The 23,663-nt window shown below is 65.9% G+C and carries 21 protein-coding genes and 5 tRNA genes; 8 read left to right on the forward strand and 18 right to left on the reverse strand.

Annotated features, from left to right (window positions below; translation table 11 throughout):
- Window positions 1-122 precede the first annotated feature (122 nt).
- Both JWN03_RS33075 and JWN03_RS33080 read right to left on the reverse strand, forming a co-directional pair.
- Window positions 123-485, reverse strand: coding sequence for a PH domain-containing protein (locus tag JWN03_RS33075; RefSeq protein ID WP_297623197.1), 363 nt, complete (start codon window positions 483-485; stop codon window positions 123-125).
- Window positions 486-494: 9 nt separating this feature from the next.
- Window positions 495-1,379 (reverse strand): oxidoreductase, encoded by an 885-nt coding sequence (locus tag JWN03_RS33080; RefSeq protein ID WP_297623199.1) that lies wholly within the window; start codon window positions 1,377-1,379, stop codon window positions 495-497.
- A 156-nt stretch (window positions 1,380-1,535) separates the two neighbouring features.
- Between JWN03_RS33080 and JWN03_RS33085 the strand changes: the two genes are divergently transcribed.
- The 4 genes from JWN03_RS33085 (at window position 1,536) to JWN03_RS33100 (ending at window position 4,965) form a co-directional block, all read left to right on the forward strand.
- On the forward strand, window positions 1,536-1,700 hold the full coding sequence (locus tag JWN03_RS33085; RefSeq protein WP_297623201.1) for a DUF5993 family protein: 165 nt from the start codon (window positions 1,536-1,538) through the stop codon (window positions 1,698-1,700).
- A complete protein-coding gene (locus JWN03_RS33090) occupies window positions 1,694-2,350 on the forward strand; it encodes a disulfide bond formation protein B (protein WP_297623203.1) in 657 nt (218 codons plus the stop codon). Before JWN03_RS33085 ends, JWN03_RS33090 begins: the two co-directional genes overlap by 7 nt.
- Before the next feature lie 76 nt (window positions 2,351-2,426).
- Window positions 2,427-4,046 carry a (2,3-dihydroxybenzoyl)adenylate synthase gene (locus tag JWN03_RS33095; RefSeq protein ID WP_441343107.1) on the forward strand — a complete coding sequence of 540 codons (1,620 nt, stop codon included), beginning with the start codon at window positions 2,427-2,429 and terminating at the stop codon, window positions 4,044-4,046.
- A 46-nt stretch (window positions 4,047-4,092) separates the two neighbouring features.
- On the forward strand, window positions 4,093-4,965 hold the full coding sequence (locus JWN03_RS33100; RefSeq protein ID WP_297623207.1) for an oxidoreductase: 873 nt from the start codon (window positions 4,093-4,095) through the stop codon (window positions 4,963-4,965).
- A 14-nt stretch (window positions 4,966-4,979) separates the two neighbouring features.
- On the opposite strand, the gene JWN03_RS33105 is transcribed toward JWN03_RS33100, so the two are convergent.
- Window positions 4,980-6,314 carry a salicylate synthase gene (locus JWN03_RS33105; RefSeq protein ID WP_297623209.1) on the reverse strand — a complete coding sequence of 445 codons (1,335 nt, stop codon included), beginning with the start codon at window positions 6,312-6,314 and terminating at the stop codon, window positions 4,980-4,982.
- Between the two features lie 198 nt (window positions 6,315-6,512).
- Between JWN03_RS33105 and JWN03_RS33110 the strand changes: the two genes are divergently transcribed.
- On the forward strand, window positions 6,513-8,879 hold the full coding sequence (locus tag JWN03_RS33110; RefSeq protein ID WP_297623211.1) for a glycerol-3-phosphate 1-O-acyltransferase: 2,367 nt from the start codon (window positions 6,513-6,515) through the stop codon (window positions 8,877-8,879).
- Window positions 8,876-10,387 (forward strand): HAD-IB family hydrolase, encoded by a 1,512-nt coding sequence (locus tag JWN03_RS33115; RefSeq protein ID WP_297623213.1) that lies wholly within the window; start codon window positions 8,876-8,878, stop codon window positions 10,385-10,387. Before JWN03_RS33110 ends, JWN03_RS33115 begins: the two co-directional genes overlap by 4 nt.
- Window positions 10,388-10,546: 159 nt before the next feature.
- Here the strand turns inward: JWN03_RS33115 and JWN03_RS33120 are convergent, their stop codons facing one another.
- From JWN03_RS33120 to JWN03_RS33145, 6 genes are all read right to left on the reverse strand, one after another.
- Window positions 10,547-11,248, reverse strand: a complete 702-nt coding sequence (locus tag JWN03_RS33120; RefSeq protein WP_441343108.1) for a polyprenol monophosphomannose synthase — start codon at window positions 11,246-11,248, stop codon at window positions 10,547-10,549.
- 225 nt (window positions 11,249-11,473) lie between these two features.
- Complete coding sequence (locus JWN03_RS33125; RefSeq protein ID WP_297623216.1) at window positions 11,474-11,647, reverse strand: hypothetical protein; 174 nt, start codon at window positions 11,645-11,647, stop codon at window positions 11,474-11,476.
- Between the two features lie 83 nt (window positions 11,648-11,730).
- A tRNA-Phe gene (locus JWN03_RS33130) sits at window positions 11,731-11,807 on the reverse strand.
- Between the two features lie 35 nt (window positions 11,808-11,842).
- A tRNA-Asp gene (locus tag JWN03_RS33135) sits at window positions 11,843-11,916 on the reverse strand.
- 35 nt (window positions 11,917-11,951) lie between these two features.
- Window positions 11,952-12,024 (reverse strand) — tRNA-Glu (locus JWN03_RS33140).
- A gap of 93 nt (window positions 12,025-12,117) precedes the next feature.
- On the reverse strand, window positions 12,118-12,783 hold the full coding sequence (locus JWN03_RS33145; protein WP_297623217.1) for a TetR/AcrR family transcriptional regulator: 666 nt from the start codon (window positions 12,781-12,783) through the stop codon (window positions 12,118-12,120).
- Window positions 12,784-13,877: 1,094 nt separating this feature from the next.
- On the opposite strand from JWN03_RS33145, the gene JWN03_RS33150 reads away from it, so the two are divergent.
- Window positions 13,878-13,976, forward strand: a tRNA-Lys gene (locus JWN03_RS33150).
- A gap of 44 nt (window positions 13,977-14,020) precedes the next feature.
- Here JWN03_RS33150 and JWN03_RS33155 read toward each other — a convergent pair.
- A tRNA-Lys gene (locus JWN03_RS33155) sits at window positions 14,021-14,093 on the reverse strand.
- 67 nt (window positions 14,094-14,160) lie between these two features.
- Between JWN03_RS33155 and JWN03_RS33160 the strand changes: the two genes are divergently transcribed.
- The gene (locus JWN03_RS33160) at window positions 14,161-15,273 is read left to right on the forward strand and encodes a tyrosine-type recombinase/integrase (RefSeq protein WP_297623219.1); all 1,113 of its coding nucleotides are present in this window, start codon (window positions 14,161-14,163) and stop codon (window positions 15,271-15,273) included.
- A 1,566-nt stretch (window positions 15,274-16,839) separates the two neighbouring features.
- On the opposite strand, the gene JWN03_RS33165 is transcribed toward JWN03_RS33160, so the two are convergent.
- From JWN03_RS33165 to JWN03_RS33200, 8 genes are all read right to left on the reverse strand, one after another.
- Window positions 16,840-17,289 carry a hypothetical protein gene (locus JWN03_RS33165; RefSeq protein WP_297623221.1) on the reverse strand — a complete coding sequence of 150 codons (450 nt, stop codon included), beginning with the start codon at window positions 17,287-17,289 and terminating at the stop codon, window positions 16,840-16,842.
- 203 nt (window positions 17,290-17,492) lie between these two features.
- Window positions 17,493-18,512, reverse strand: a complete 1,020-nt coding sequence (locus JWN03_RS33170; RefSeq protein WP_297623223.1) for a DUF2637 domain-containing protein — start codon at window positions 18,510-18,512, stop codon at window positions 17,493-17,495.
- Window positions 18,509-18,940: a hypothetical protein gene (locus tag JWN03_RS33175; RefSeq protein WP_297623225.1), complete on the reverse strand. Its 432-nt coding sequence runs from the start codon at window positions 18,938-18,940 to the stop codon at window positions 18,509-18,511. Before JWN03_RS33175 ends, JWN03_RS33170 begins: the two co-directional genes overlap by 4 nt.
- Window positions 18,937-19,986 carry a hypothetical protein gene (locus JWN03_RS33180; protein ID WP_297623227.1) on the reverse strand — a complete coding sequence of 350 codons (1,050 nt, stop codon included), beginning with the start codon at window positions 19,984-19,986 and terminating at the stop codon, window positions 18,937-18,939. Before JWN03_RS33180 ends, JWN03_RS33175 begins: the two co-directional genes overlap by 4 nt.
- Window positions 19,983-21,929 carry a hypothetical protein gene (locus JWN03_RS33185; RefSeq protein WP_297623229.1) on the reverse strand — a complete coding sequence of 649 codons (1,947 nt, stop codon included), beginning with the start codon at window positions 21,927-21,929 and terminating at the stop codon, window positions 19,983-19,985. The genes JWN03_RS33180 and JWN03_RS33185 overlap by 4 nt, the downstream gene beginning before the upstream one ends.
- Window positions 21,930-21,935: 6 nt before the next feature.
- A complete protein-coding gene (locus JWN03_RS33190; protein ID WP_297623231.1) occupies window positions 21,936-22,625 on the reverse strand; it encodes a hypothetical protein in 690 nt (229 codons plus the stop codon).
- Between the two features lie 5 nt (window positions 22,626-22,630).
- Window positions 22,631-23,110, reverse strand: a complete 480-nt coding sequence (locus JWN03_RS33195) for a hypothetical protein (RefSeq protein ID WP_297623233.1) — start codon at window positions 23,108-23,110, stop codon at window positions 22,631-22,633.
- 38 nt (window positions 23,111-23,148) lie between these two features.
- A complete protein-coding gene (locus JWN03_RS33200) occupies window positions 23,149-23,658 on the reverse strand; it encodes a hypothetical protein (RefSeq protein WP_297623235.1) in 510 nt (169 codons plus the stop codon).
- Window positions 23,659-23,663 lie beyond the last annotated feature (5 nt).

The raw sequence follows: 23,663 nt of genomic DNA on the forward strand, positions 1-23,663 counted from the left end.
AAATACGTGCGCTGCATGCCCGGCACAGTATCAGAAATCGGAAAAGATGCCTGTGGCGATCCCCACAGACCGGCCATCCGTCTCATCCTGCGGGATCGCGTTCCACTGCTCGGACGGTCCGGCTATCGCGTGATGTAGTGCAGGATCACGTCGTGCGCGTGCCGGGTCTTGTCATCGCCGCGAAACTCCACGTCGTAGGTGTGATGCCCGGTGCTGATGGCCAAGTTTCCGGAGGAGAACCACTGCCCGGCGAACGACTTGTTGGTGAGAATGCTGACGCTGCTGATCCGCGCGTACGGGATGCTCGTGATGGCGATCTTCTTCCCCACGAACGAGTTGTCCTGAATGATCACCCGCCGATCGGTGAGCCCCAGGAATCCGGTGCCCACCCCGATCGCGTCGTATACGGCGATGATCGCCTCACCCGGCAGCAGCCCCGCTTGAATCTTGTCCAGCTGATCCCGGCGGTCGAACGGAACACTCATGATTTTTCGCTATCGGCGCGGGAAGGAGTAGCTGATCTTGGTCAGCTGTTCGGACAGCTCCCACAGGCGGCGGGCGGTCACCTCGTCGCGGGAGGCGGAGCTGGAACCGCTGCGGCCGGGATGACCGCGCAGGCCGCGCAAACCGGTGGGACCGTAGAACCGCCCCGGCTCCACCTCGGCGGCGGTGGCGGCGAAAAGTGTTGGCAGCGCACCCATTTGCGCGCTCTGCGCGACCACCCGATTGGCCACGGCCATCAGCACGTCATAGAGGGAGTCGGTATGCGACTGCAACTCGGTGGCCGCGTAGCCGGGATGCGCGGCCAGTGACAGCTTCGAAGAACCCGCGGCCGTCAGTCGGCGCTGTAATTCGTAGGCGAACATGAGGTTCGCGAGCTTGGATTGTCCGTAGGCGGGCCAGCGCTGATAGCGGCGGCGCTCCCAGTTGAGGTCCTCGAGGTCGATCTTGCCCATGGTGTGCATACCGCTGGAGAGCGTGACGATGCGGTCGCGCACCTTGTCCAGCAGCAGGCCGGTCAGCGCGAAGTGGCCGAGATGGTTTGTGCCGACCTGCATTTCGAAGCCGTCGGCGGTGCGCTTCAGCGGCACCGCCATCACGCCCGCATTGTTGATCAGCACATCGACCGCATCGATGGAGTCGGCGAATTCGCGTATCGAGCCCAGATCGGCGAGATCGAGGCGGCGCACCTGCACACCCTTGCCGATCTCGGCGGCAACGGATCGGGCCTTCACCTCATTGCGGCAGGCCATGATCACCTGCGCCCCGGCTCCGGCGAGCGCGCGCGTTGTTGCCGCGCCCAGCCCGCTGTTGGCGCCCGTGACGATGACCGTTCGACCGGTCTGATCCGGGATGTCGGCGATGTCCCAACCACTCACCTGGTCGAGTCTAGGGGCGGGCGGGCGTCACCGCCGGATCTCGCCCGCACCGGTGTTATGCCCGGAAATTGCGGCCGCTTCCGGAAGTGGAACCCGGCGGCGTGTCAGTCTCGCATTAATCAGCTTCTACCAGGTGAAGCGGTAGCGTCCGCGACTATGGACACGCTCATACTCTTGGGTTTGCTGGGGGTTTTGATCCTGATCTACAGACAGAATTCCCGGCGCTCGATCCTGGCCGCATGGTGGATCGTGGCCCTGCTGAGCGCCGTACTGCTGAAATTGCACATCACCAGCAGCCTCGGCCTGGGGCTGACATGGTGACCGAGACCGTCGGCACCGAAAACCGCAGCGGCGCACTCGGTCAGGTCCAGTTCTGGCTGGCCGTCATCTTCACGGCCGGCTGGGCCGGCGTGATCTGCGGCGGGCTCGGATTCCAGTTCGTCAACTGGGAGTACCCGTGCCCGCTGTGCATGCTGCAGCGCTATTTCATGATGCTGGCCGCGCTGGGCGGGGCGTACATCGTGCGCAAGGGCATGAACGGCGTCATCGCGCCGCGCGACTACGCGGTCGGCTGGGGGCTGGCGATCGTGGCCTGTTTCGGCGGTGGCTTCACGGCCTGGCGGCAGACCATGTTGCACATCCTGCCGGGCGATCCCGGGTACATGGGCGCGGTGTTCGGGCTGCACCTGTACGTGTGGGCGTGGATTCTGTTCGTCGCCGCCATCACGACTATCGGTGTGGTGCTGTCGTTTTCGTATCTGACCGCGACCGCCACGATTCCGGATGTGCCGCATCGCATGGCGGGCAAGTTGGCGCCCGGACTCCTCGCGCTGGTCATCGTGGTGAATATCGTCGCGACGTTCCTGCTCGAAGGATTCCACGTGAAACTGCCCGATGATCCGGCCTGCTACCAGTTCTTCCACGACATCGGAGTGCTGAAGGACGGCTGCGTACTGCCTGCGACGCACTGACGCCGACTCTGTGAGATAGGGTTGCCTAACCTTTCAAAGTAACCCCTACTCGCTAGAGGTCGTCGCTGTGACATCGATACCGCCCGCCGTCCGGGACCACCGTGACGGCTTCGTCCCCTTCCCCGCCGATATCGCGGAGGGCTATCGGCAAGCCGGGTACTGGGCGGGACGCCCGCTCGGCGAACTCCTGAGCGAGGCCGCCCGGCAGTGGCCCGATCGCCCGGCGCTGCTCGCCGATCCCGGCACGCCCGGCGCGGGGGCGACCTATGACCAGCTGGATGTCGCCGCAGACCGGATGGCGCACGGGATGCTGGCACTGGGCCTGCGCCCCGGGGATCGGGTCGTCGTCCAGCTGCCCAATGTGCTGGAGTTCGTACCGGTGCTGTTCGGGTTGCTGCGGGCCGGAATCATTCCGGTGCTGACCCTGCCCGCGCATCGCCGGGCCGAGATCGAGCACCTCACCCGGCTCTCCGGCGCGGTCGCGTACGTCATCGCCGATCGGCTCGGCGACTTCGACTACCGCACCCTGGCAGAGCAGGTGCAAACCGCCGTGCCTGCGCTGCGGCATGTGCTCGTCCTCGGTGACCCGGGCGCGTTCACCGATCTGCATTCCGTTCCCGCGGAAGGTGATTCGCTGCCGGAGATCGACGCCACCGATATCGCCCTCATGCTGGTGTCGGGCGGCACCACCGGATTGCCGAAGCTGATCGCCCGCACCCACGACGACTACACCTATAACGCGGAGTCCAGCGCCGCGCTCTGCGAGCTCGGCCCCGACGATGTCTATCTCGCGACACTGCCTGTCGCACACAACTTTCCGCTGTCCTGTCCCGGCATTCTCGGCACCATCGCCACCGGCGGCGGCATGGTGTTCATCACCGATCCGAGCCCGGAGAACGCCTTCGCCGCCATCGAACGGCACGGTGTGACGGTCACCGCCGTGGTCCCGCCGCTGGCGCAATTGTGGTGCGCCGCAGTGGAATGGGAGGAGGCCGAGCTTGCGTCCCTGCGCCTGCTGCAGGTCGGCGGCGCGCGGCTGGCCGAGGTCAATGCGCGTGAGGTGGAGCCTGCTCTGAAGGTGCGGCTGCAGCAGGTATTCGGCATGGCGGAGGGCCTGCTCAACTACACCCGTCTCGACGATTCCGATGAGATGGTGTGCACCACCCAGGGCCGCCCCCTCTCCCCCACCGACGAGGTGCGGGTGGTCGACGCCGACGGCAACGATGTCCCCGACTGCGAAGAGGGTGAGCTGCTCACCCGCGGCCCGTACACGATTCGCGGCTACTACCGTGCCCCCGAACACAATTCGCGCGCCTTCACCCCCGACGGCTACTACCGCAGCGGCGATCTGGTGCGCCGCCTGCCGAGCGGGCACCTCATGGTCTCCGGCCGCATCAAGGATGTGATCAATCGCGGCGGCGAGAACATCTCCTGCGACGAACTCGAGGAGCACCTGCTGGCGCTTCCGGCGGTCCGGCACGCCGCCGCCGTCGGCCTGCCCGATGCCACCCTCGGCGAAAGGGTCTGCGCGGTACTGGTGGTCGATGGCGAGATGCCGTCGCTCGCGGCGGTCAAGACCTTCCTGACCGAGCGCGGACTCGCGACCTACAAGCTGCCGGACGTGCTGCGCCGGGCCGACACCCTGCCGGTCACCGCCGTCGGCAAGATCGACAAGAAAGTGCTGCGCGACACCTGAACACATTCGGCAGGACAAGGAGCCACCCACACCATAGAGTTCGGCTATGGGTGGGTGGAACACGTCGAATATTCCGGATCTGACCGACAAGACCTACATCGTGACCGGTGCGACGAGCGGGCTGGGCGCGGCCACCGCGCGGGCGCTGGCGGAGGCCGGCGGGCTCGTGATCATGGCCTGCCGCAATGAGATCAAGGGCCAGGCCGTCGCCAAAACGATCAAGGGCCGGGTGCAGGTGCGCTCGCTCGACCTCGCCGATCTGCGCTCGGTGCGCGCCTTCGCCGACACCGTGGACCACGCGGATGTCCTGGTCAACAATGCCGGTGTGATGGCGGTGCCGTACAGCCGCACCGCCGACGGTTTCGAGCTGCAGATCGGCACCAATTTCCTGGGCCACTTCGCGCTGAGCGGTCTACTGCTGGACCGCATTTCGGCACGCATAGTGAATGTCACCAGCGTCACGCACTACATCGGCCGCATGGACCTGGACGACCTGAACTGGGAGCATCGCTCCTACCAGCGATTCGGCGCGTACGCCCAGTCGAAGCTGGCGCTGCTGCTGTTCACCTACGAGCTACAGCGGCGACTGTGCACGGTGGAGTCGCCGAAAATGGCGGTGGCCGCGCATCCGGGATACGCGGCCACCGAGATCAATTCCAAGGCCCAGAATCTGCTGGAGCAGATCATCGACCTGGGCAATCGACTGATCGCGCAGAGCGCCGAAGCGGGCGCGCTGCCCACCCTTTTCGCCGCCGCCGGCGAGGCCGAACCGGGCGGCTACTACGGGCCTTCCGAATGGTTCGGCTGGCGCGGACAGCCGGGCCTGGTGAGCTCCAGCTCCGCCTCACACGATGAGAAGACCGCCCGCCAGCTCTGGGAGCTGGCGGAACGGCTGACCGGCGTCGACTTCCCGGTCTGAGTCACCGAGCAGCGTTATGCCCGTACGACATACGGTGCGACGCTGCCCAATTTCTCGCAGGTCTCCTCGAATTCGCGCTCCGGCAGGGACTGGCCGACCACACCCGCCCCCGCGCGCAGCCACGCGCCCTCGCCGGTCTGATAAACGGCACGCAGCACCAGCGTCGCCTCCAGCGCACCGTCCGGTGAAACTGTCACCACCGCACCGGAATACAGGCCGCGCGGATCATGATCGAGGCGGAAGACCGCGTCGACGCCGGCCGCCTTGGGAATCCCGGACGCCGTCACCGACGGGAACAGGGTTTCCAGCGCATCCCACGGGCTCCGATCGGCCGCCAGCAGGCCCTTCACCGTGGAGGCCAGATGCTGCACACTGCCGCGCTCACGCACCGCCATGAAATCCGAGACCACGGTGGTCTCCGGTTCGGCGACGGCGGCGATCTCCGAGAAAGAGGTCTGCACGGAAATGGCGTGCTCGACAATCTCTTTGGGATCGCTGATCAGCTCGGCGCGGGCCGCCGTATCGACGGCCGCACCGCGACCGAAGGCCCGGGTGCCCGCGAGCGGTTCGGTGGTGACCATGCGATCCGCGTCCACGGCGGCCACCAGTTCGGGACTGAACCCGGCAGCTTCGAGACCGCCAAGCCGCAGTAGGAAGGAGCGGGCCGGGGTGTTGTTCATGCGTCCCAGCCGGTAGGTGTCCGGAATGTTCACGGCGAAGGGCAGATCCACCTTCCGCGACAGGATCACCTTCTGATATTTACCGGCATGGATCTCGGCGACGCCGGTCGCGACGCGGTCGGCGTAGGCGGTCGGGTCCAGGGTGACATCCACCGGATGCGCCACCGGAAGCGCAGTGCCCTGCGAAGCGGCGATCAGCTCGTGGATATCCGCGGTCTCGGCGGGCGTGGCCCCGGCGACCCGGACTCCGGCCTCGTCGATGCGCACCTCGATGCGCGGAATCATCAGATGCGCCAGCGTGGCTCGGGGGTGCACGTGCGTGGTCGCGCCGAGTGACCAGGCGCAGAACTCGAAACCGATCCAGCCGTATGTGTTTCGCTGCCCGAGCGGCAATTCGGCCAGGGCGCGATCCACGGCCTGTGCCGGACTGCCCTCCCAGGCGCCGGCGGTAGTCCGGCCGTCCCAGGTCGACCGCAGTTCGTCGGCGTCCAGTTCCACTCCGCCGAGTGGATCGGCTGCGAAAACCCAGACGCCCGGCTTTTCGTAGACCACATATTCACCGAAGCGATCCGCCGCCGCGAGCGCGGATACCGCTGCCACCGGATCGGTGACGTGTTCGCCCCATCGCTGCTCGTCGTCGAGCCGTAACCGTTCGTCCGTGGCTGCCACCGGTCCTCCAAGGTTATGCTTACCTAACTTATCGAGCGAGGTTAGCATTACCTTGCTTCGAAGAGAAAGGCCACGAAAGCGAGCTCCGTCACGCCGCGAATCCCGCACCACGATCGAGGAATTGAGCGACCTGCCGTCCCGGCACCCCCCTTTCCGCTTCAATGGGTTGCGGCGGTTCACGCGCGGAGGGAACTACAGATGCTCGATCACGACAGCCGGCTCCCGGGAGCCGCCACCATCCCCGGTTCGGTGGTGGCGCTCGTCGATGCCACCGGACGGGTCGAACGCGAACTCATCGGCAGCTGGCTGGCCGAAGGCGGGATCGCCCAGGAGTTCGGCACCAGCGCACCGGTCACCCAACTCGACCTGGACGCCGACGCCATCGGCGACCGGCTCGTCGGACGCCACGACGACCCACTGGTGGTGCCGGTGCGCGTGCTGTGGCTGCCGCCCGAACGCGATGGGGTGCGGCGCACCAGCTTCGGCGATCTGCTCACGCTCTCCAATCCGCGCAAGCCGAATCGGCTCATGCAGCGGCGGCTCGTCACCACGGCGCCCGACCGGCATCTGGTCCTCACCGGCGCACCCGCGCGCCTGAGCGAACTACGCGCCAACAACCCGGGCGCGGCCGGAGCGCCGGAAGCCTTCGCACGCGCCATCGTGCGCGCGGGCATCGTCGCCCTGGAACGCGCCGAGCGCGCCGTCATCGGCGACCGGTACAAGGTGCCGCGACTGGTGGTCGAGGAGATCCTGGACTCGCCGGTGTTCCTGCGCCGGCTGGATGCCATTGCGGAACAAACGGATACGCCCGCGCGCGAGGTGTACCGGCGGGCCGAACGCGGGCTGCGGGAACTGGTCGCGGCGCAGAGCCGGCTGGTATCCGATCTGTTCACCCAGGCCATGCGCCCGGTGCACGCCTCCACCTGGAAGGTCGACGACGACCCGGCCGGACTGGATCGGCTGCGGGCCCTGAATCGCCGCTATCCACTGGTGTTCCTGCCCTCGCACCGGTCTTATGTGGACGCGTTCGTGCTCGGAGATATTCTGGCGCGCAATGACTTTCCGCCCAATCATGTGGTCGGCGGAGCAAACCTGAAATTCTGGCCGATCGGACCCATTGCCCGGCGCACCGGAACCGTATTCATTCGGCGCAGTTTCGGCGATGACGAAGTGTACAAAGCAGTCGTCGAAGAATACTTCGCCTATCTACTCGCCAAACGATTCAATCTCGAATGGTATTTCGAAGGCGGGCGCACCCGCACCGGTAAACTCCGGCCGCCGCGCTATGGCCTGTTGAATTATCTTGCGGCAGCACTGCGTTCATCGCGCATTGATGATGTGATGCTGGTTCCGGTCTCCATCACCTATGAGCGGCTCAATGAAATCGGCGCCATTGCCGACGAACAAACCGGTGGCAGTAAACAACCCGAGGGACTGGCCTGGCTGGCGCGCTATGTGCGCAATCAACAGCATTCGGCGGGGCATGTATACGTGCGCTTCGGGAACCCGCTGTCGGCGCGCGACCGGCTCGCCGCACTCGGAGATCCTTTGCGCCCGCACGACTTCGCGGCCGCACCGGAGGTCGTGGAGCGAGAACACCTGGCGGTGCAGCGGCTCGCCTTCGAGGTCGCCGTCGGCATCAACGACGTCACCCCGATCACCGTCAACGCCCTCACCACGCTGGTGCTGCTCGGCGTGCACGAACGCGCCCTCACCCGTCGTGAGCTGCGCACCGCCATCGCACCCGTGCTGGACTACATCGGGAGCAGGGACCTGCCGTGCGGCGAACTCGTCACGCTGCGTGACGATCACGGGCTCGCCGTCGTGCTCGAACAACTGGCCGTGGCCAAGGTGGTCACCGTGTACCGCGGCGGGCTGGAACCGGTCTACTCGATCGGCGCGGGCGCGCATCTGGAGGCCGCTTTCTACCGCAACAGCGCGGTGCACTGGTTCGCCAATCGCGCCATCCTGGAGTTGGCCATCCTCACCGCCGTCGAAGCGCCCGAGGGCGATCAGCTGCGGGTCGGCTGGGAAGCCGCCTACCGGCTGCGTGACCTGCTGAAATTCGAATTCTTCTTCCCGGAGCGCGCCGAGTTCACCAGCCAGCTCACCGCCGAGATGCTGCGCGTGGACCCGGAGTGGCACCGGCGCACCGCCGCCGGGACCGTCGGCTCCGAAATCCTCGCCCGGCTGGCGGAATCCGGATTCATGATGGCGCACCGGGTACTGCGCTCCTTCTTCGACGCCCAGCTCGTGGTCGCCGAACGCCTGGCCGCCCGCGATCCGGCGCTCGCCGTCGACAAGAAGGCCTTCCTCGACGAATGTCTGCAGGTCGGCAGGCAAATGCTGCTGCAGCAGCGACTGCACAGCCCCGAATCGGTCTCCTCCGAATTGTTCGGCAGCGCACTCAAACTCGCCGACAATCACCGGTTGCTCGAACCCTCCGACGACCCGGAAGACCTGGTCGCCCGGCGCACCCGCTTCGCCGGCGAACTGCGCGCCATCGGGGCCCGCATCAACCGGGCCGCCACCCTGGACCCGTCCAATCGGCGGGAAGCGCTGTGACACACCGCGCCGCCGGAGAGCTACTCTCGCCGCCGCCCCGGCCGGGCGTCGGCATCATCGAACAACCCGTCAACACCATCGATCTCGACACCGCCGTCGCCGCCATCCGCTCCGGGCCGCAGGGACCCGGTATCGCCGCGATCTTCGACTTCGGCGGCACCGTCCTGCACGGCTTCAACCCGCCTGCGGCAATGCGGCGAATCCTGCGGCGGCGCACCGGTTCCACCGGACTCACCGCCACCCTGCTCGGCAGCATTCGCGGGGCCCGCAGCGAAGGCGAATACGAGCGCTTCCTACAGCAGGCCATGCAGACCTGGGCCGGAGTGCCCGAGAGCGAACTCGAGCAGCTCGGTGCGACACTGTTCGACAAGACCGTGCACGGGCACCTGTATCCGGAGGCGTGGCGGCTCATTCGCGAGCACGAAACCGCCGGGCACACACTGATACTCGTGAGCTCGCTCACCCGGTATCAGGTGCAGCCGGTCGCCGCCGAACTCGGCATCCCGAATGTGCTGTGCACGACCATGGCGGTACAGGACGGGCTGCTCACCGGGCATGTGGACGGGAAGCCGCTGTGGCGCAACGGCAAAGCCGATGCCGTCCGGCGCTTCGCCACCGCACACGGGATCGACCTGACACGCAGCTGGGTGTACGCCGACAGTGCCGCCGACCTGCCGCTACTGGGAGTCGCGGGGCAACCGGTCGCCGTCAATCCGGACCCGCGCGTGGTACTCGAGGCCGCCGAAAAGGATTGGCCGGTCCTGCATTTCCGGCCCCGGCAGGCGCCCAAGGCCACCGACTACGCCCGCACCTTCGCCGGATTCGGGGCGCTGGTGGGCGGTGCGCTGTTCGGTGTCGCGGCCAAGGCGCACACCAAAAAGCGCAGGCAGATGGCGGATTCGATGATGACCGTCGCCGCCGACTCCACCCTGCGCGGCACCGGAGTGCAGGTGCGGGTGCTGGGAGCCGAAAATGCCAGGGCCCCACGGCCTGCCGTGTTCATCTTCAATCACCAGAGCCAGTTCGACGTCATCGTGATCGCCGAGGTGCTCGGCGTCGGATTCACCGGTATCGCCAAGCGCGAAATCGCCAACAACCCGCTCTTCGGGCCGCTCATGCGCTTCGTGGAGGTCACATTCATCGATCGGGGCGATACCACCGCCACCAAGGCCGCCCTGGAGCCGGTGGTCGAAACCCTGCGCGGCGGACTGTCCGTCGTCATCGCCCCCGAGGGCACCCGCTCCATGACACCGCGCGTCGGGCCCTTGAAGAAGGGGGCCTTCCACATCGCCATCCAGGCCGGAGTGCCGATCATCCCGGTGGTGATCCGCAATGCCGGCGAAATCGCCTGGCGCAACTCACCGGTCATCCGCAAGGGCGTCGTGGACGTGGCCGTGCTGCCGCCCATCGACGTCAGCGGCTGGGACCCGGACCACATGGATGTTGAAGTGGCGCAGGTCCGTCAGCAGTTCGTCGATACCCTGCTGCACTGGCCAGACGAGGAATAACTACCCCGGTCTCCCAGCGCAACTCGTGATCTCGGGAGACGAGGGTAACTCCTGGGGTACTCCCAAAACCGGGTGCGCTCCCAACCGCCGGCACGCATGCATGACAGTCAACGGCTCTCAGCTGGGCGCTAAAGGTCCGGGGAGGCGGGACTGCCAGTCCTAAACCTGCTTGCCGAACAACAGCTTCCAGGGCATCAGGGCCGATTCCAGCTGTACCTTCAGGCTCATCTTGGATGCGCCCTTGGTGCGCTCCTCGAACCGGATCGGCACCTCCGCGATCGCGATGCCCTTCTTGACGGTCCGGTAGTTCATCTCCACCTGGAACGAGTAACCGTTGCTCTTGATGGAGGCCACGTCGATGGCGCGCAGCGTATCGGCCTTCCACGCCTTGAATCCGGCGGTGGCATCCTTCACCCCGAGCCGCAGCAGCAGATTCACGTAGAAGTTGGCCCACGCGGAGAGCGCCTTGCGGTGCCACTTCCACTCGTCGGCCGTGGAACCGCCGGGAACATACCGGGATCCGAGCACCACGCCCGCGTCGGTGGTCTGCAGCTTCTCCAGCATGGCCGGAATCACCTCGGCCGGATGCGACAGGTCGGCATCCATCTGGATGACCACATCCGCACCCTCGTCGAGCGCACGCGTAATACCCGCGATGTAGGCCCTCCCCAGGCCGTCCTTCTCGGTGCGATGCAGCACGCTCACCACGTTCGGCAGGTCGACGGCCAGCTTGTCGGCCACCTCGCCCGTGCCGTCCGGCGAATTGTCGTCCACGACCAGCACATGCAGGTCTGCCACCGGTAGCGCGGTCAGCCGCTCCACCGCCACCGGCAGGTTCTCCCGCTCGTTGTAGGTCGGCACCACCACGGTCACCTTCAAGGGTCGCCCTCCCGCTCGATCCTCGCCCGTACGAATGCCGTACAGACGGGCACATCGCAGTTTTCTGCTCACGGCACCTTACAACTCCGCCTCTCCGAACCTTTAAGCGCCCAACTAAGAGCCGTTAAACGTCGTGCACGCGTGCCGGCGGTTGGGAGCCAACCCGATTTTGGGGGTACCCGGGGAGTTACCCCGAAACTCACGAAATCAGTCGTCACCTTCGTCGGCCGCCTTGTTCCGCGCCCGCGCGATCTCCAAGGCCCGCTCCGCAGTGGCCTTATCGGGATACGGCCCCATCCGCCCGCCCACCCAGCACTGCTTCCCCTGCTCCGCCTTGTGATGATCGATGCAGTAGTACCACTGGTTGTCTTCCTCAGCCATCGATCCAGCATCCCATCAAGATCAGAAGCTGCGGCGGTGAACACACGAAAAAGGCCGCACCCTGGGGTGCGGCCTTCTTGTACTGGTGGCCAGAGCCGGGATCGAACCGGCGACCTTCCGCTTTTCAGGCGGACGCTCGTACCAACTGAGCTACCTGGCCGAAGCACCCGGAACGAATGCCAAGATATAGGTCTGCGACCCTGACGGGACTCGAACCCGCGACCTCCGCCGTGACAGGGCGGCGCGCTAACCAGCTGCGCTACAGGGCCTTGCTTGCTCCACTACATCGGCGTTTCCACCGATGTACCCCCTACGGGATTCGAACCCGCGCTACCGCCTTGAAAGGGCGGCGTCCTAGGCCGCTAGACGAAGGGGGCCCGCCGGATTTCTCCGGACCGTTACACTCAACGGCTTCCGTTGGGAGCGGAGATAGCTTATGACAGCATCCGCTCTAATCCCAAATCTGCTGGTCAGACTCCCAAATTGAGATCTTCCAGCCGAGCGGAGACCTTCCAGCCGACCCGCCGGAACTCCTCGGTCCACTCGGGAGTCGCGGTGGCTTCCACGATCATCTCGAGCGCCTCGGTGAACCGCGAACGCAGATCGGTCGGACCACCCAGCACATCGGCGATATAGCGCTGGCCCGCCAGGGCCGCCGCCAGCGTGCGGGTGAAGCGATCGGTATCGGTGTCGCCGCGCAACTGTTTGTGTTCGGTGGCGCGCACCGCGAGCAGCCGGATCGACCGCCCGAGAATGCGGCCGCCACCGGCCTGGATGTCACGGTAGAACTCCGGCTCGATAATGAGCCGGAACTCGGCCTGGATGATGATGTCGTTCTCCAGCCGCAGGGCGATCTCGTCGATCATGCCGTGCAGCACGTCCAGGGGTCCGAGATCCCCTCTGCCGAGCCATCTTTCAGTGGATACGCGGTAGCGGTCCACAGCCGCTTCCAAGACCGCGCGAGCCAGGTCCTCCTTGGAGTCGAAGTGAAAGTACATGGCGCCCTTGGTGGCGCGTGAACCTTCCAATATGCGGTTGAGCGATGCAGCGGCATAGCCGCTCTTCCCGAACTCAACGGCGGCGGACCGAATGATCGCCGCGCGTGTCCGGCGGGCCCGCTCTTGCTGCCGTGCCATGCTCGAAACGCCTCCGAAGCTAGCTACCGCCGCTGACTACCCCTGGAGTTCCATAGGGCGCCCTCGACGCAAAGTTACGTGTCTTTCAAATACTTCAAAACGGGCTTCGCCCGAATTACCAAACTTTTGGTACGAAAAAGCGCGAAAAACTTGAAACACACCAACTGGTATAGTTTTTCCCGCCCGGGTGCGCCGCAGGGGGTGCGCACCCGGGCGTTCTCGTCGTCTGGATCCGCCTCCCGCAGCCTGATCTATTGGAGCCGCGATCGGCCGGAACCGCTCGCGACACGTTCGGGCACTTCAACGATAAGCCGAATCCCGTGCTGCCGGGGCAATCCCGGTTCTTCAGGAATTCACCAGTCGGTCACCGTACCCGGAATGCGCACCCTGCGTGAGGTGTACCGGAGAGTCAGTTAGCCAGCATGCCCCCTATCGAAAGCCGCAATTCCCCAGCTAACGGCTGGGTGAATGGTCCGAAAAGACGAATTCGCCCATATCCCACGGATGTTCGGCATACCGGCCACATCCGCGGCACCCACCCCGGCCCACGCGGCATCACCACCGGCCCGACGCCGCCAACCCGGCGCCGGTGCTACCCGGTCCCCACCCTCTGCACCAAAATGCTTGCCACACATCACCATTGGATGATATTCACAACCAGGCGAATCGAAACAATCTGAGTGGCAAGGCGATTGCCCCGGAGCAGTACAGCGCGGGTTCCGGCGTGCGCCGGCCCCCGTCCGCCGCCCCCGGGCGGAGGCGGGTCGCACCCCTCGTCCGGCCCACGCCTCCGCCCCCGGCGCGCGGGCCCACTCCGTCACAGTCCCCACCGACCGGTCCGAACCCTCACAGCCCTCCATGGTCCCCCTGCGACCCCATCCCATTCCGCCGAAGCGCGAGCGATCGGCACAGCGCGTCAGCCGATCGGCACGGCGCGTCACCCGCCCGAGAACCGCGACACGCGCGCAACGCCCGCCAACCAGGCCGACACGCCCCGCGCAAACCGGCATGACCAGCGCAAACACGCCCTGCCGGAACACAATCGGATACTCGTTTAACACTTGGGCGGGTGAACCACTAAACTGACCGACCGCGCCCCTATAGCTCAGTTGGTAGAGCTACGGACTTTTAATCCGCGAGTTTCACCGCATCTACCTGCGGGAACGTTAGAATCATGGGGCAATCCTGGGGCACAGACAGCAACAGGGGCACCCGTAGGTGCCCCTGAATCGTGTTGTGCCCCCTGTAGGACTCGAACCTACGACCTAGTGATTAAAAGTCACCAGCTCTACCAACTGAGCTAAAGGGGCTTAGCGGGGACAGACTACAACATGCCCCACGCCTGCCCCACATCGTTATCGATGGAGGACGACCGAGATGGCATGGGCCGAGAAACTTCCCAGCGGCCGCTACAGCGGTGTCTACCGCGACGCCACAGGCGCGAAGAGCCGCCTTCCCGGGACCTATGCCCGGAAAGAGGAGGCGAAGCGGCAGGCGGCGGCACAAGAAGTGGGCGAGCGAGATACGCCGACGCCGCGCGAGGCGAAGACGCTCACTTGGGGCGAGTGGGAGAAACGGTGGCAGGCCGCTCGGATTGTGGTGAAGAGCACAGACCGCTCCGACCAAGGTCGGCTCCGCGACCACGTTCGCCCGCGGTGGCAGAAGACTCCTCTCCGGGACATCACGCCCGATGTCATCCAGCAGTGGGTGACAGACCTCTCGAAGGCAGGCATGGCCGCGTCGACGGTCGCCAAGTGCTACTACCTCCTGAGCTCGTCCATGAAGGCGGCTCAACGCGCCAGGGTGGTCACAGTCAACCCATGCAAGGGCATCACGCTCCCGAAAGCAGGCCCGATGCCCGACCGATATTTGGACAGCAGCGAAGTTTCAGCAATTGATGCTTCGTTGTCCGAATTCGACAAGCTGGTCGTGGGTGTACTGCTCGGCACCGGCATGCGGCTAGGCGAGGCGATGGGCCTGCACTGGGAGAACGTGGACCTCAAGCGTCGATTGGTGTCGATCGAATGGTCGTACGACCCGGTTGCGCAGGATATGAAGGATCCGAAGGACCATGAACGCCGGAGCATCCCGATCGGTGCGACGCTGACCAAGTTGCTCGACAGCCACCTTTCGCAAGTCGGCATTGGCAAGCGTGCACCTGCACCGGTCAGCTACCCCCGGAATGCCCATGTGCACACCGGACTGGTCCTCGCGCACACAGAAGGTCGGCCGTTCGACCCGTCCAATCTGCGGACCCGTTTCGACGCCTCGGTTCGAATCGCATATGTCGGCAAGGGCCGGGGACGCCATCAGATCGGACACGTCCGCCTTCACGATCTGCGGCACACCTACGCCAGCCGACTACTGGAGCATGGGGTCCCGATCCACGAGGTCTCGCGGTTGCTCGGCCACGCCAGCATCTCCACTACCCAGCGGTATGCACACCGGGCAAAGACGCAATGGGACCAGGTTCGAGACGCCCTCGGGTGAGATCGTCAAGCCCACGGCCACATCCGGCGCGCCGAAAACGCTACTCATCACCAGATCGGCCTCGATCGCACGATCCGGATTTTTCCGGTCCGGGATGAAGCACCCAGAAATCGCTACCCCCGGGATCAGATGCTGGCCCTGCCAGGTCCGCATCCACTTCACAACCTGCTCTTCGGTGGCACTCGGCAACGACCGATCGGCATTCAATATCAGCACGACGAACCCCCCGGGATCCTGGACCGTATCGAATTCGACACCCATTCAACGATATCCGCGCCCACCGACCGATATGAGCTAGTACGGTCCAATAGTTACCTCTACCAGCATCTTTCACCGGTACGAATGGCGGGTATTTCGCCGCGAATCGGTGGCCCGTTCGTCGACAATCATCGGGCCGCCACTACCCTCTCGCTCGATAGTTGCTATCTAGATGCCACTGAGTTGCTATCTGGGGCAGCAGATTCGGACTCGGTAGCGATCTCGCTAACCCGAATACCGAAGTAGGCCAACACAAGTCCCGCAGGACAGACCTTGCGATTCCTGCTGCGGACCGCCGCGTGGGCGGGTTCTTTGCCCCTGGGTGGTGGCGCTTGCGCCAACACCGGGCAGGCCACCGGCCTGCCCCTTAAAGCCTGCTCTTCTCGCGCAGAGGCTCGCGGGTCAAGGGTGGCGCTTGCGCCATCGGCTTGCCGACGCCGTAGGCGCCCTTGAGGCGTGAGGGGCGCGGGAACACAATGCAGGCGCCACCACCCAGGGGCACACGGCCGCCAGGCCGTGCAAGCTCTTCCGCGGGCTCCGACCGCGCACCCACACACACTTGCCGTCACACGCGCTACGCCGCTGCAGCCCGCACATAGCCGCGTGCTCTAGACAGATACATGCATGCACGAGTCGACCAGCTGGAAGCGCCGCCGAAGGCAAGGCGATCCGTATGCCAACCCAGCCCACTCGCTAACTTTCCGACAGCTACCCAACGCAACCACTTCTTTTTCTCTTTTTCTCTTTACCACCACACCAACTCTCTCTTACTTCTTCTTTTTGATTTTTGATTACTCCCCACCCCCACCCAATCCGACATCTCGTTGAACACGAAGTGGGCGATGAGATGTCGGATTGGGTGGGGGTGGGGAGTGAGCGAAAATCATGCCCTGAGCCCCAGCTCAGGGCTAGTTGGTGTAGTGGTCCGGTGGCGCGAAAACCCCGCACCTCCTTGTATGCCTGATTCGCGGGTTTCTCGCGCGTTTTTCGCGCCGTCGATCACGTCAAGATCGACTCCGATCCGCCGATGCCGTGACACGAGCAGGGCCCTTCCTCGGCCGGACAGTGTGTACCCGGTCACCGGGTTGTTCAAGGGCGCTCCTGCGTCGCGTCGCCTACGGCGATGGCCTGCGGCCACCCTTGAGCAACCCACTGTCCGGGCACGAAAAGCCTTCGGAGGAAGGGGCCGGGGAACATTCAGGTGGTGAGCCGAAGGCCGGACCACGGGCAGCCGAAAGACTGTGAACACGACAAAGCCCCCAGCCCGTTCGGAACGGGCTAGGGGCTCGAAGGCCGCGGGGATCTCGGCTATGTGGCGGGTGCGATATAGCCGCCCATGTCGTAGATGCGGCCGTAACCACCGCCCTCGACCGGGCCGATGTAGAGCAGGCCGTCGATCCTCCCGCCGATCGCGATTCCGCCGGCGCGGGCGCGGCGCACACCCGCGCTGATGGCCCGCTGGATATCGCGGTCCAGGGTGATCGCACGCAACCCGTCGTCCTGATCATCGGCGCGGGCGTCGGTTTCGAGGATGAGCTGCGAATCGATCACCGGGTCACCGCCCGCAGCGACCATCGGTTTGCGGTTGACCCAGAACAAGGGCTGCCCCTGGCTGTTGTGGCGGTGGCGGCGCACAACCGAGACGATCTCGCCGGTCACCCCGTCGCCGGGCTGTACGTCCTTGCCGAACGGGTTCCGGGCACCGGTGCCCATCAGCTCGGCGTTGATCTGGTCCAGGTCGGTCAATGCGTTGGTCATGATGTCCTCCATGTGAGTGAGAAATGCTGTGGTGAAGGGGAATTGAAGGGGCAGGCTCGCTGCCTGCCCTTCAGGGCTCCTGCTCTGCGGGTGGTGCGAGGCTCGCGGGTCAGAGGGTTCTCGATCGCGCAGCGACGCCTTCGGCGCCCTTGACGCGGGAGAAACACCGCCCGATACGCTCCCGAACCACCCTCGGCAGTCGGTCAGCGAACGAACTTCAGCACCACCCCCGTCCCGTCGTCGGTGGCCTGCTCGCTGTCATCGGCGGCGTGCTCGGCTTTGAGCCGGGCCAGGATCTTGCCGACGTAGCCCTTCGACAGATCCGTGATTTCGGCGATCTCACGCAAGCTCTTGCCGCCCTGATGCAGCGCCCAGACGGCCGCGTCTCGCTCCTCGGGGCTGCCTGCTGTCTCCTGCGCTGCCGGATCGGTGTCTCCTGGAGACGGATAGGAGACGGGCGGCGTCTCCTCGGTCGCCTCCTGGAGACGCGTAGGAGACGGGGTGGAGACGGTAGGAGACGATGTGCCGTCTCCCACAGACACGACGGGTGTCAATACCTGGGAGGTATCGAAATCCGTTGCGAGCGTGGCTTGCTCACGATTGCCTGCCTGCGCGTGCGGTGCGGGTTTGCGCGGAACCTCGATGAGGATCGTGAATCCGTGCATGACCGCCATCGCCGCGACCGGAGCAGCTCCTGCGATGATCGCTGAAATCAGCGGCGTGACAGGAACTTTCGCGGCGTGAGCGCCGTTGCCGATCAGGCTGATCAGCTCCGATGCGGCCAGCATCCACCAGAAGAACCACTTGTGCCGCGGTTCGACAATGACGCCGGCGTTGGCGCGCCGTTTCAGGACCACCAGCGCGATGGCCGACTGGAACAGCGGTCCGTCCACGATGATCGGGGCACCCCACGCCAGCCACGACGTGACGCCGGACTGCCGTGCGAGACCGTGCAGGGCGATAGCTGACCAGCCACACGCGGCAGTCAGCACCGCGACCACGGTGATAACGGCTGCCATTTCGACCCGGTCCCACCCCTGGAGGGTCTCCTGGGCCGTCTCCTCGATCGTCTCCTCGGGGTGCTCCATCGTCTCCTCCAACCATTCGGTTGCGTTGTGCTGGACCTGATTCGTCTCCTCCCCCGGCTCCAGGGCAGGAGCAGGAGACGGCCGATCGGTGTCTGCCATGGGAGCCGGTGCGGGCGGCCGGTCAGCGGTGCTCATCGCTCGAATCCACCTCCCTCTCGCTCGGCTGACGCGGTCCACGAGTTCCATGCCGGGGTCCGGAACAGTCGTTCTTGCTCGACGTGCAGGGCATGCCCGGCAAGCTGATCCAGGGCGTTGTCGAGATCGACGGCCATCTCCCGGTTGCGGTCTTTCAGTTGCGCGGCCTGCTGCTCGGCGGCATCACCGCGCGCGACCGCGGCGGCCAACTGCTCCTCCAACTCCGCTGCGCGCTGCTGCGCGGCGGTCAACAGCTCGTGAACATCGACGGCGCCGCCCGACGACAACCGGATCGCGACTGCAGATTTCGGCGTCGCCGTACAGGCCGCCCGGACCGGAGACCGCAGAGACGCCGGCCGCATCATCGGCTCGCCGGGCTCTTGCACGGTGTCGGCGGGCATCGTGGCCTCGATGGCCGGGGCGCTCACCGCTCGATCCCGTCGCGCTCGCAGTTCGCCGCATGCGCGGCCAGCGCATTGCCGGGCAGGAATTCGGCCAACGGTGACGGCGAGACCAGGATCTCGGCGCGCTCCTGTACGCGAGTGACGTAGTGCGAGTTCAGCATCCCGTGTTCGTCGCGCTCGATACCGTGCTCGGCGACGTACTGGGCCTGCTCCTCGCTACGACGCCGGACCGGCGACAAGGCCTCAGTGTCGACGGGCTGAGTTTCCCGGTCGGGGTCGAGGTTGTCGTCGTGCCAGCGCAACGTCGCGTCTTCGAGGTAGATCCACTCGTCCATCCACTGCTTGTCGCCGCTGAGCCACGGACCCGCGTACTCGGAGTAGTCAAGTGAATCAGCCGGGTCGTATTCGGCCGGGTCGTCCGAATGACTCCCCCACGCGTACATGAAGTCCGCGCGCATCTGCTGCTCGGTCTGCGATTCGGTCTCATCGGACTCGGCGCCGTGCTGGGGGTCGGTAATGTCGTTCATTGGTTCGGTGTCCTCTCGATTGGATGTTGTGGTGATGGCGGGCCATCGGCCGTGGCTGGTCAGGTCGTGTGCTTGGCACTGACTGCGCCACGTCACCGGGTCCATGCCGGGCGCTGGAACGCCCGGCATGGTCGGCAACTCCCCGCGCCACCACGCCGGCGGCCTGCCGTACTCGGCGCCGACCCGCAGCTGGTCCAGCTCCGCCCAGCGCGGACCGATCACCGGATCCGCGGCCCAGCGGTCTTCGATCTCACTTGCTCGCGCCCGGAGCCAGAGCGCGTCCGGGTGATCACGCCACGGCTGGTCCTCGGCGAGATCGCGGCGGTGGTAGGCACGGGTGTAATCGGTGCGCCACTGGGCTTCTGCCGGGTCCGGGACACGGGTGGCGTGGTAGGCGCGGATCGCGGCATCGCTGCGGTCTAGCCCGGAAAGCGCCAGCGACACCAGCACCGTGTCCATGCACAATTCCTCCGGCGCGAACTCCACCCGCGGCTCGCCGGTGCCCTGCGCCCACCGCAGCGCGCGCTCGTCGTCGGCGCTCATCGCTCCATCTCCTCTCTGTCGTGTCCGTTGTGTGCGACGGCATCGGCGAGGGTGCGCCCGGGCTGGTAATCCGCCAGTGCCGAGCGATCCTCACTCGGCTGCGTGTGGGTAGTGGTCTGTGCGTTGCCTTCTCGGGCGTCGCGCTCGGCCCAGTACTTCTCGGCCCCACCGCTGACCCATTGGCGAGCAACCTCATTCACGTCTTCGGTGCCGTTGCAGAACCGGGTCCACTCGACCTCGCCGAGCTGGCGTCGCGCGATATCGGACTCCGAAAGGCCTTGCAGGATTTCGGCGCGGGCCACATTGCCGCCGACCAACTCGTTCCACTCCTGTACGGCCTCCTCATGCTCGGACTTGGGCCGCTTACGGCCTTGTTCAGGGCCGACGTGTTCTGCAGACTCCGTCCGAGTCGACCTGCGGGCCTGTTCGGCTCGACGCTGCGGGCTTCCGAAACGCTCCCCCGCTGGGGTGCGCTCGACGACCTTGCGGACCGCCTCGTCACGCTCGCCGCGCAACTGATCGCGCTCGGCGGCCAGTGCGGCCATCCGCCGCGTCAACTCCGCGTTCCGGTCGGTCAGATCGCCGTTGTGCTCGATCGAGAGCCGATGCCTCGCTGTCAGCGAATCGAGTTCACCGCGCAGCTGATCGCGTTCTGCGGCGACCGATTCCCGGGGCTGCTCGGCGCGCTGCCGGTCGTGCTCGTGCTCGGCGCCGTCCCACCACTGCGTCACCTCATCGACGACGAACTGCGGACCGCCCTCAGCCTGGAATGCCGGTGCGGTGTTGCCTTTTGCGTCGTATTCCCAGGACGAGACAAGGACCCGGGAATCAGCCGCCGGCCGAATGGTGCTGACCTGGTTGTGGATCCACACCGCTGACTCGATCTCGCTGCCGTGGCGGGCGCGCTCGTACTGAACCTGATTCGCACCCTCGGGCAGATAGGTGACCGAGCTGCGGAAATGCGGGGCTTCCTGCTCGCTCTCGCGGGCCTGCGCCGACTGGTTTTCGTGCACCTGCCAAGGCAAGGTCTGCTCCCGCAGCACCGCTTCCCGCGCTGCCGCCCGCTCGGCCACGATTTCCGGTCGGCCCCGATCGGCGTATTGAGTTGCACCACTGTCGGAGTCGAACGTGTCGACCTGCACCGTGGTGCCCTCGGTCCACAGCGTGTGATCGATGCTGCGGCCGATCCATTCGGTCGCGGCGTGCTCGGTCGGGAAGAACCGGGACTCCGAGATCACCCCACCCTCGTTGTCGGTCCAGCTCATCTGCCCGCGATAGCGGCGCTGATCGGGCTGAGCCTTCTCGATCCGGTTCAGCTCGCCCCGTTGCTGGTTCGCGCGGCGCGCGGCCTCCACGCTGGACTCCCAGGACACGCGCTCCGCGGAGTCCGCGTTGGCCTGCCAAGCAGCCTGCTCGGTCGTTGCACGTTCCTTCGCACCGACCTTTTCCCGGGCCACCCTTGCCCGGTAGCGCAGCGCTTCCAAACCCCTGACCTTGTGCGCACGGCCGAACAGATCACCGGTCTCGTACTCCGGGAACACAGTCACCGCGTCCAAACCTTCCAGGGCGATCCCCTGCTCGGTGGGGGTCAAATGACTACTGCTCACGAACTGGCCCGCCAGATCGTCACGGTGCCGCATCAACCCTGCGCCGTCGCGATCGCGGCGGTCGTGATCGATCCTCGGATCCGCGGCTCGGGCCGCGACGGCGTGCGCGTGGGCGCGGTAGCGATCCACCGCCTGACTAGTCCAGGTCAGATCCTGTGTTCGGGCCTGGGCCTGCTCCCGCTGCTCGGCCCGGACCACTCGACTGATGTCCTTGCGCGCCTTGCGGCGCTCCAGCCAGTTCCCGGCCTGGGTGTGGCGCTTCATCGCCGCCATCATCGCGACACTGAATTTGCGTACCTCGCCGACGATTTCGTCGACTTCATTGGATTCGGACATGGGTTTCTACTCCTCGGTGGATTCGATGCCGGACAGGAACGCCGCGATCTCGGGATCGTCGGGGCCGGGGAACGACGCGAGTAGCGCGACACGGTCTCGGATGCTGTGCAACGGCAGAGGCAGCTGCTGGGCCTGCCAGTCACCGAACTCGAACCGTGCCCGCCGCAACACAACCCGTGCCCGCCACGACAGCCCACGGCGTGCCGGATCGCTGATTCTGCGGTCGTATTCGGCGTCCAGAGCCTCGGTTTGCTCGCGCCACTGGCGCACCATCGCGAGATCGGCGATCCCGCACGGACCGGTGACAGCGCTGCCCGCGGTCTCGGCCATCCGCCGCCAGATGATGGCTTGGCGGTACTCGGCCACCAGTTCGGTGGCGGTCAACTCCATCAGCTCGACCTGGTCGCTGATCCCGGCCTGAGCGCCGATCAACAGGTCCGATCGGAACTTCGACCGTTTGATATCCCGCTCACGCAGCACCCGCTGTTCGGTCTCCCCATCGGGGACGTAGTGCCATGCGCGGGACTGGGCACGCAGTTCGGTGCGCTCCGCGGCGGTCAGATACCGGCGCCGGCGCCAGTCGGTCCGCAGGATGTACAGGCAGTACACGACCTCTGCCCGCAGCATGACTGTTGCCGCGAGAACGACTCCGCCGGTGAGCGCAAGTGCGATCAGCACCTTGATGTTGTGGTCCATGCCGTTCACTCCCCCGCGCCGATGACGGGGTCGGACGCGGTCGTGAAGGACGCAGCCGGGTCCGCTGCGAGCACGGCGGCACGCAGTTGCGCGGGGAACGCGGCCCAGCGCCGGAACCGGTTGGTGAATTCGGCACGCAGCGAAAGCAAGACCGGCTGTTTGCCGTCGAGCAATGCGGCGATCTGGTGATCCACACCGGGCTCACCCGTCCAAGGCGCGGAGCTGAAGGAACCGCCCCACAGCGTGGCCAGGACGTACGGGTCAAGCCGGGACAGGAAGTCCGCGGCGCCGGTGGCAGGGCCGGTCGGGGCCCCCACGATGAGATGTAATGCCATCTCCCGCAGTTGCACCCAGTAGTAGTCCTGGATCGAGGACTGCTCGAACTGGTCGCCGTCCGCGGCGAGCACCGCGGCAAGAGTGGCGGGCGGCAGTGTCCACAGCCACCCCGGCAGCTCTGGCGTCATCTGAAAAGCGTTGGTAGTCACTATTTTTCCTTTCGATCGATATTTCTGAGGGACCGGATCTACAGGGATCCGGGGTCGGTGGAGGTGCGGCGTATCTCGTAGGCGCGGCGCCGCTCGGCCAGGCGGGTCACCCGCTCGCGCAGCCCGCCGTACTGCTCGGCGACGACGCTCGCGAGCATGCGCACCGAGTCGACGGGGCCGGGGCGGCCGGCGCAGTGCCACCACGCGAACGCGGCCAGCGCCAGCACGTACAGCGACAACGGGCCCGGCAACGGCAGCACCGTGACTGCCGTGCTCGCTGCCACGGTGGTCGCTACCGCCGGTCCCCAGATCCGCACGCTTTCACGGGTTTTCGTGAGTTTGGAGACGTGCGGGGCGACCGTGCGGCCGATGGTTCCGCCGTCGGAGAGGACCGGTACCAGCTGCGCGGCGAGCTGCGCGGCGGTGCTGCCGGCCATGTCGGTGGTGAGCGCTTCCAGGACCTGTTGCTCGTGAGCCTGCTCGGCGGCGCTACGGCCGCCCAGCTCCTCGCCGTGGTCTTCGGGTTCGATCGGATTCGGTTCGGACATGTTCG

This window comes from Nocardia sp. (genome assembly GCF_025465275.1).
In the GTDB taxonomy this organism is placed as follows: Bacteria; Actinomycetota; Actinomycetes; order Mycobacteriales; family Mycobacteriaceae; genus Nocardia.

Coding starts and splice junctions, on each gene's coding strand:
- JWN03_RS33165 (WP_297623221.1), bottom strand. CDS start 17,289: ATGACCAACGCATTGACCGACCTGGACCAGATCAACGCCGAGCTGATG.
- JWN03_RS33100 (WP_297623207.1), top strand. CDS start 4,093: ATGGGTGGGTGGAACACGTCGAATATTCCGGATCTGACCGACAAGACC.
- JWN03_RS33145 (WP_297623217.1), bottom strand. CDS start 12,783: ATGGCACGGCAGCAAGAGCGGGCCCGCCGGACACGCGCGGCGATCATT.
- JWN03_RS33160 (WP_297623219.1), top strand. CDS start 14,161: ATGGCATGGGCCGAGAAACTTCCCAGCGGCCGCTACAGCGGTGTCTAC.
- JWN03_RS33090 (WP_297623203.1), top strand. CDS start 1,694: ATGGTGACCGAGACCGTCGGCACCGAAAACCGCAGCGGCGCACTCGGT.
- JWN03_RS33110 (WP_297623211.1), top strand. CDS start 6,513: ATGCTCGATCACGACAGCCGGCTCCCGGGAGCCGCCACCATCCCCGGT.
- JWN03_RS33085 (WP_297623201.1), top strand. CDS start 1,536: ATGGACACGCTCATACTCTTGGGTTTGCTGGGGGTTTTGATCCTGATC.
- JWN03_RS33200 (WP_297623235.1), bottom strand. CDS start 23,658: ATGTCCGAACCGAATCCGATCGAACCCGAAGACCACGGCGAGGAGCTG.
- JWN03_RS33125 (WP_297623216.1), bottom strand. CDS start 11,647: ATGGCTGAGGAAGACAACCAGTGGTACTACTGCATCGATCATCACAAG.
- JWN03_RS33075 (WP_297623197.1), bottom strand. CDS start 485: ATGAGTGTTCCGTTCGACCGCCGGGATCAGCTGGACAAGATTCAAGCG.
- JWN03_RS33170 (WP_297623223.1), bottom strand. CDS start 18,512: ATGAGCACCGCTGACCGGCCGCCCGCACCGGCTCCCATGGCAGACACC.
- JWN03_RS33180 (WP_297623227.1), bottom strand. CDS start 19,986: ATGAGCGCCGACGACGAGCGCGCGCTGCGGTGGGCGCAGGGCACCGGC.
- JWN03_RS33190 (WP_297623231.1), bottom strand. CDS start 22,625: ATGGACCACAACATCAAGGTGCTGATCGCACTTGCGCTCACCGGCGGA.
- JWN03_RS33185 (WP_297623229.1), bottom strand. CDS start 21,929: ATGTCCGAATCCAATGAAGTCGACGAAATCGTCGGCGAGGTACGCAAA.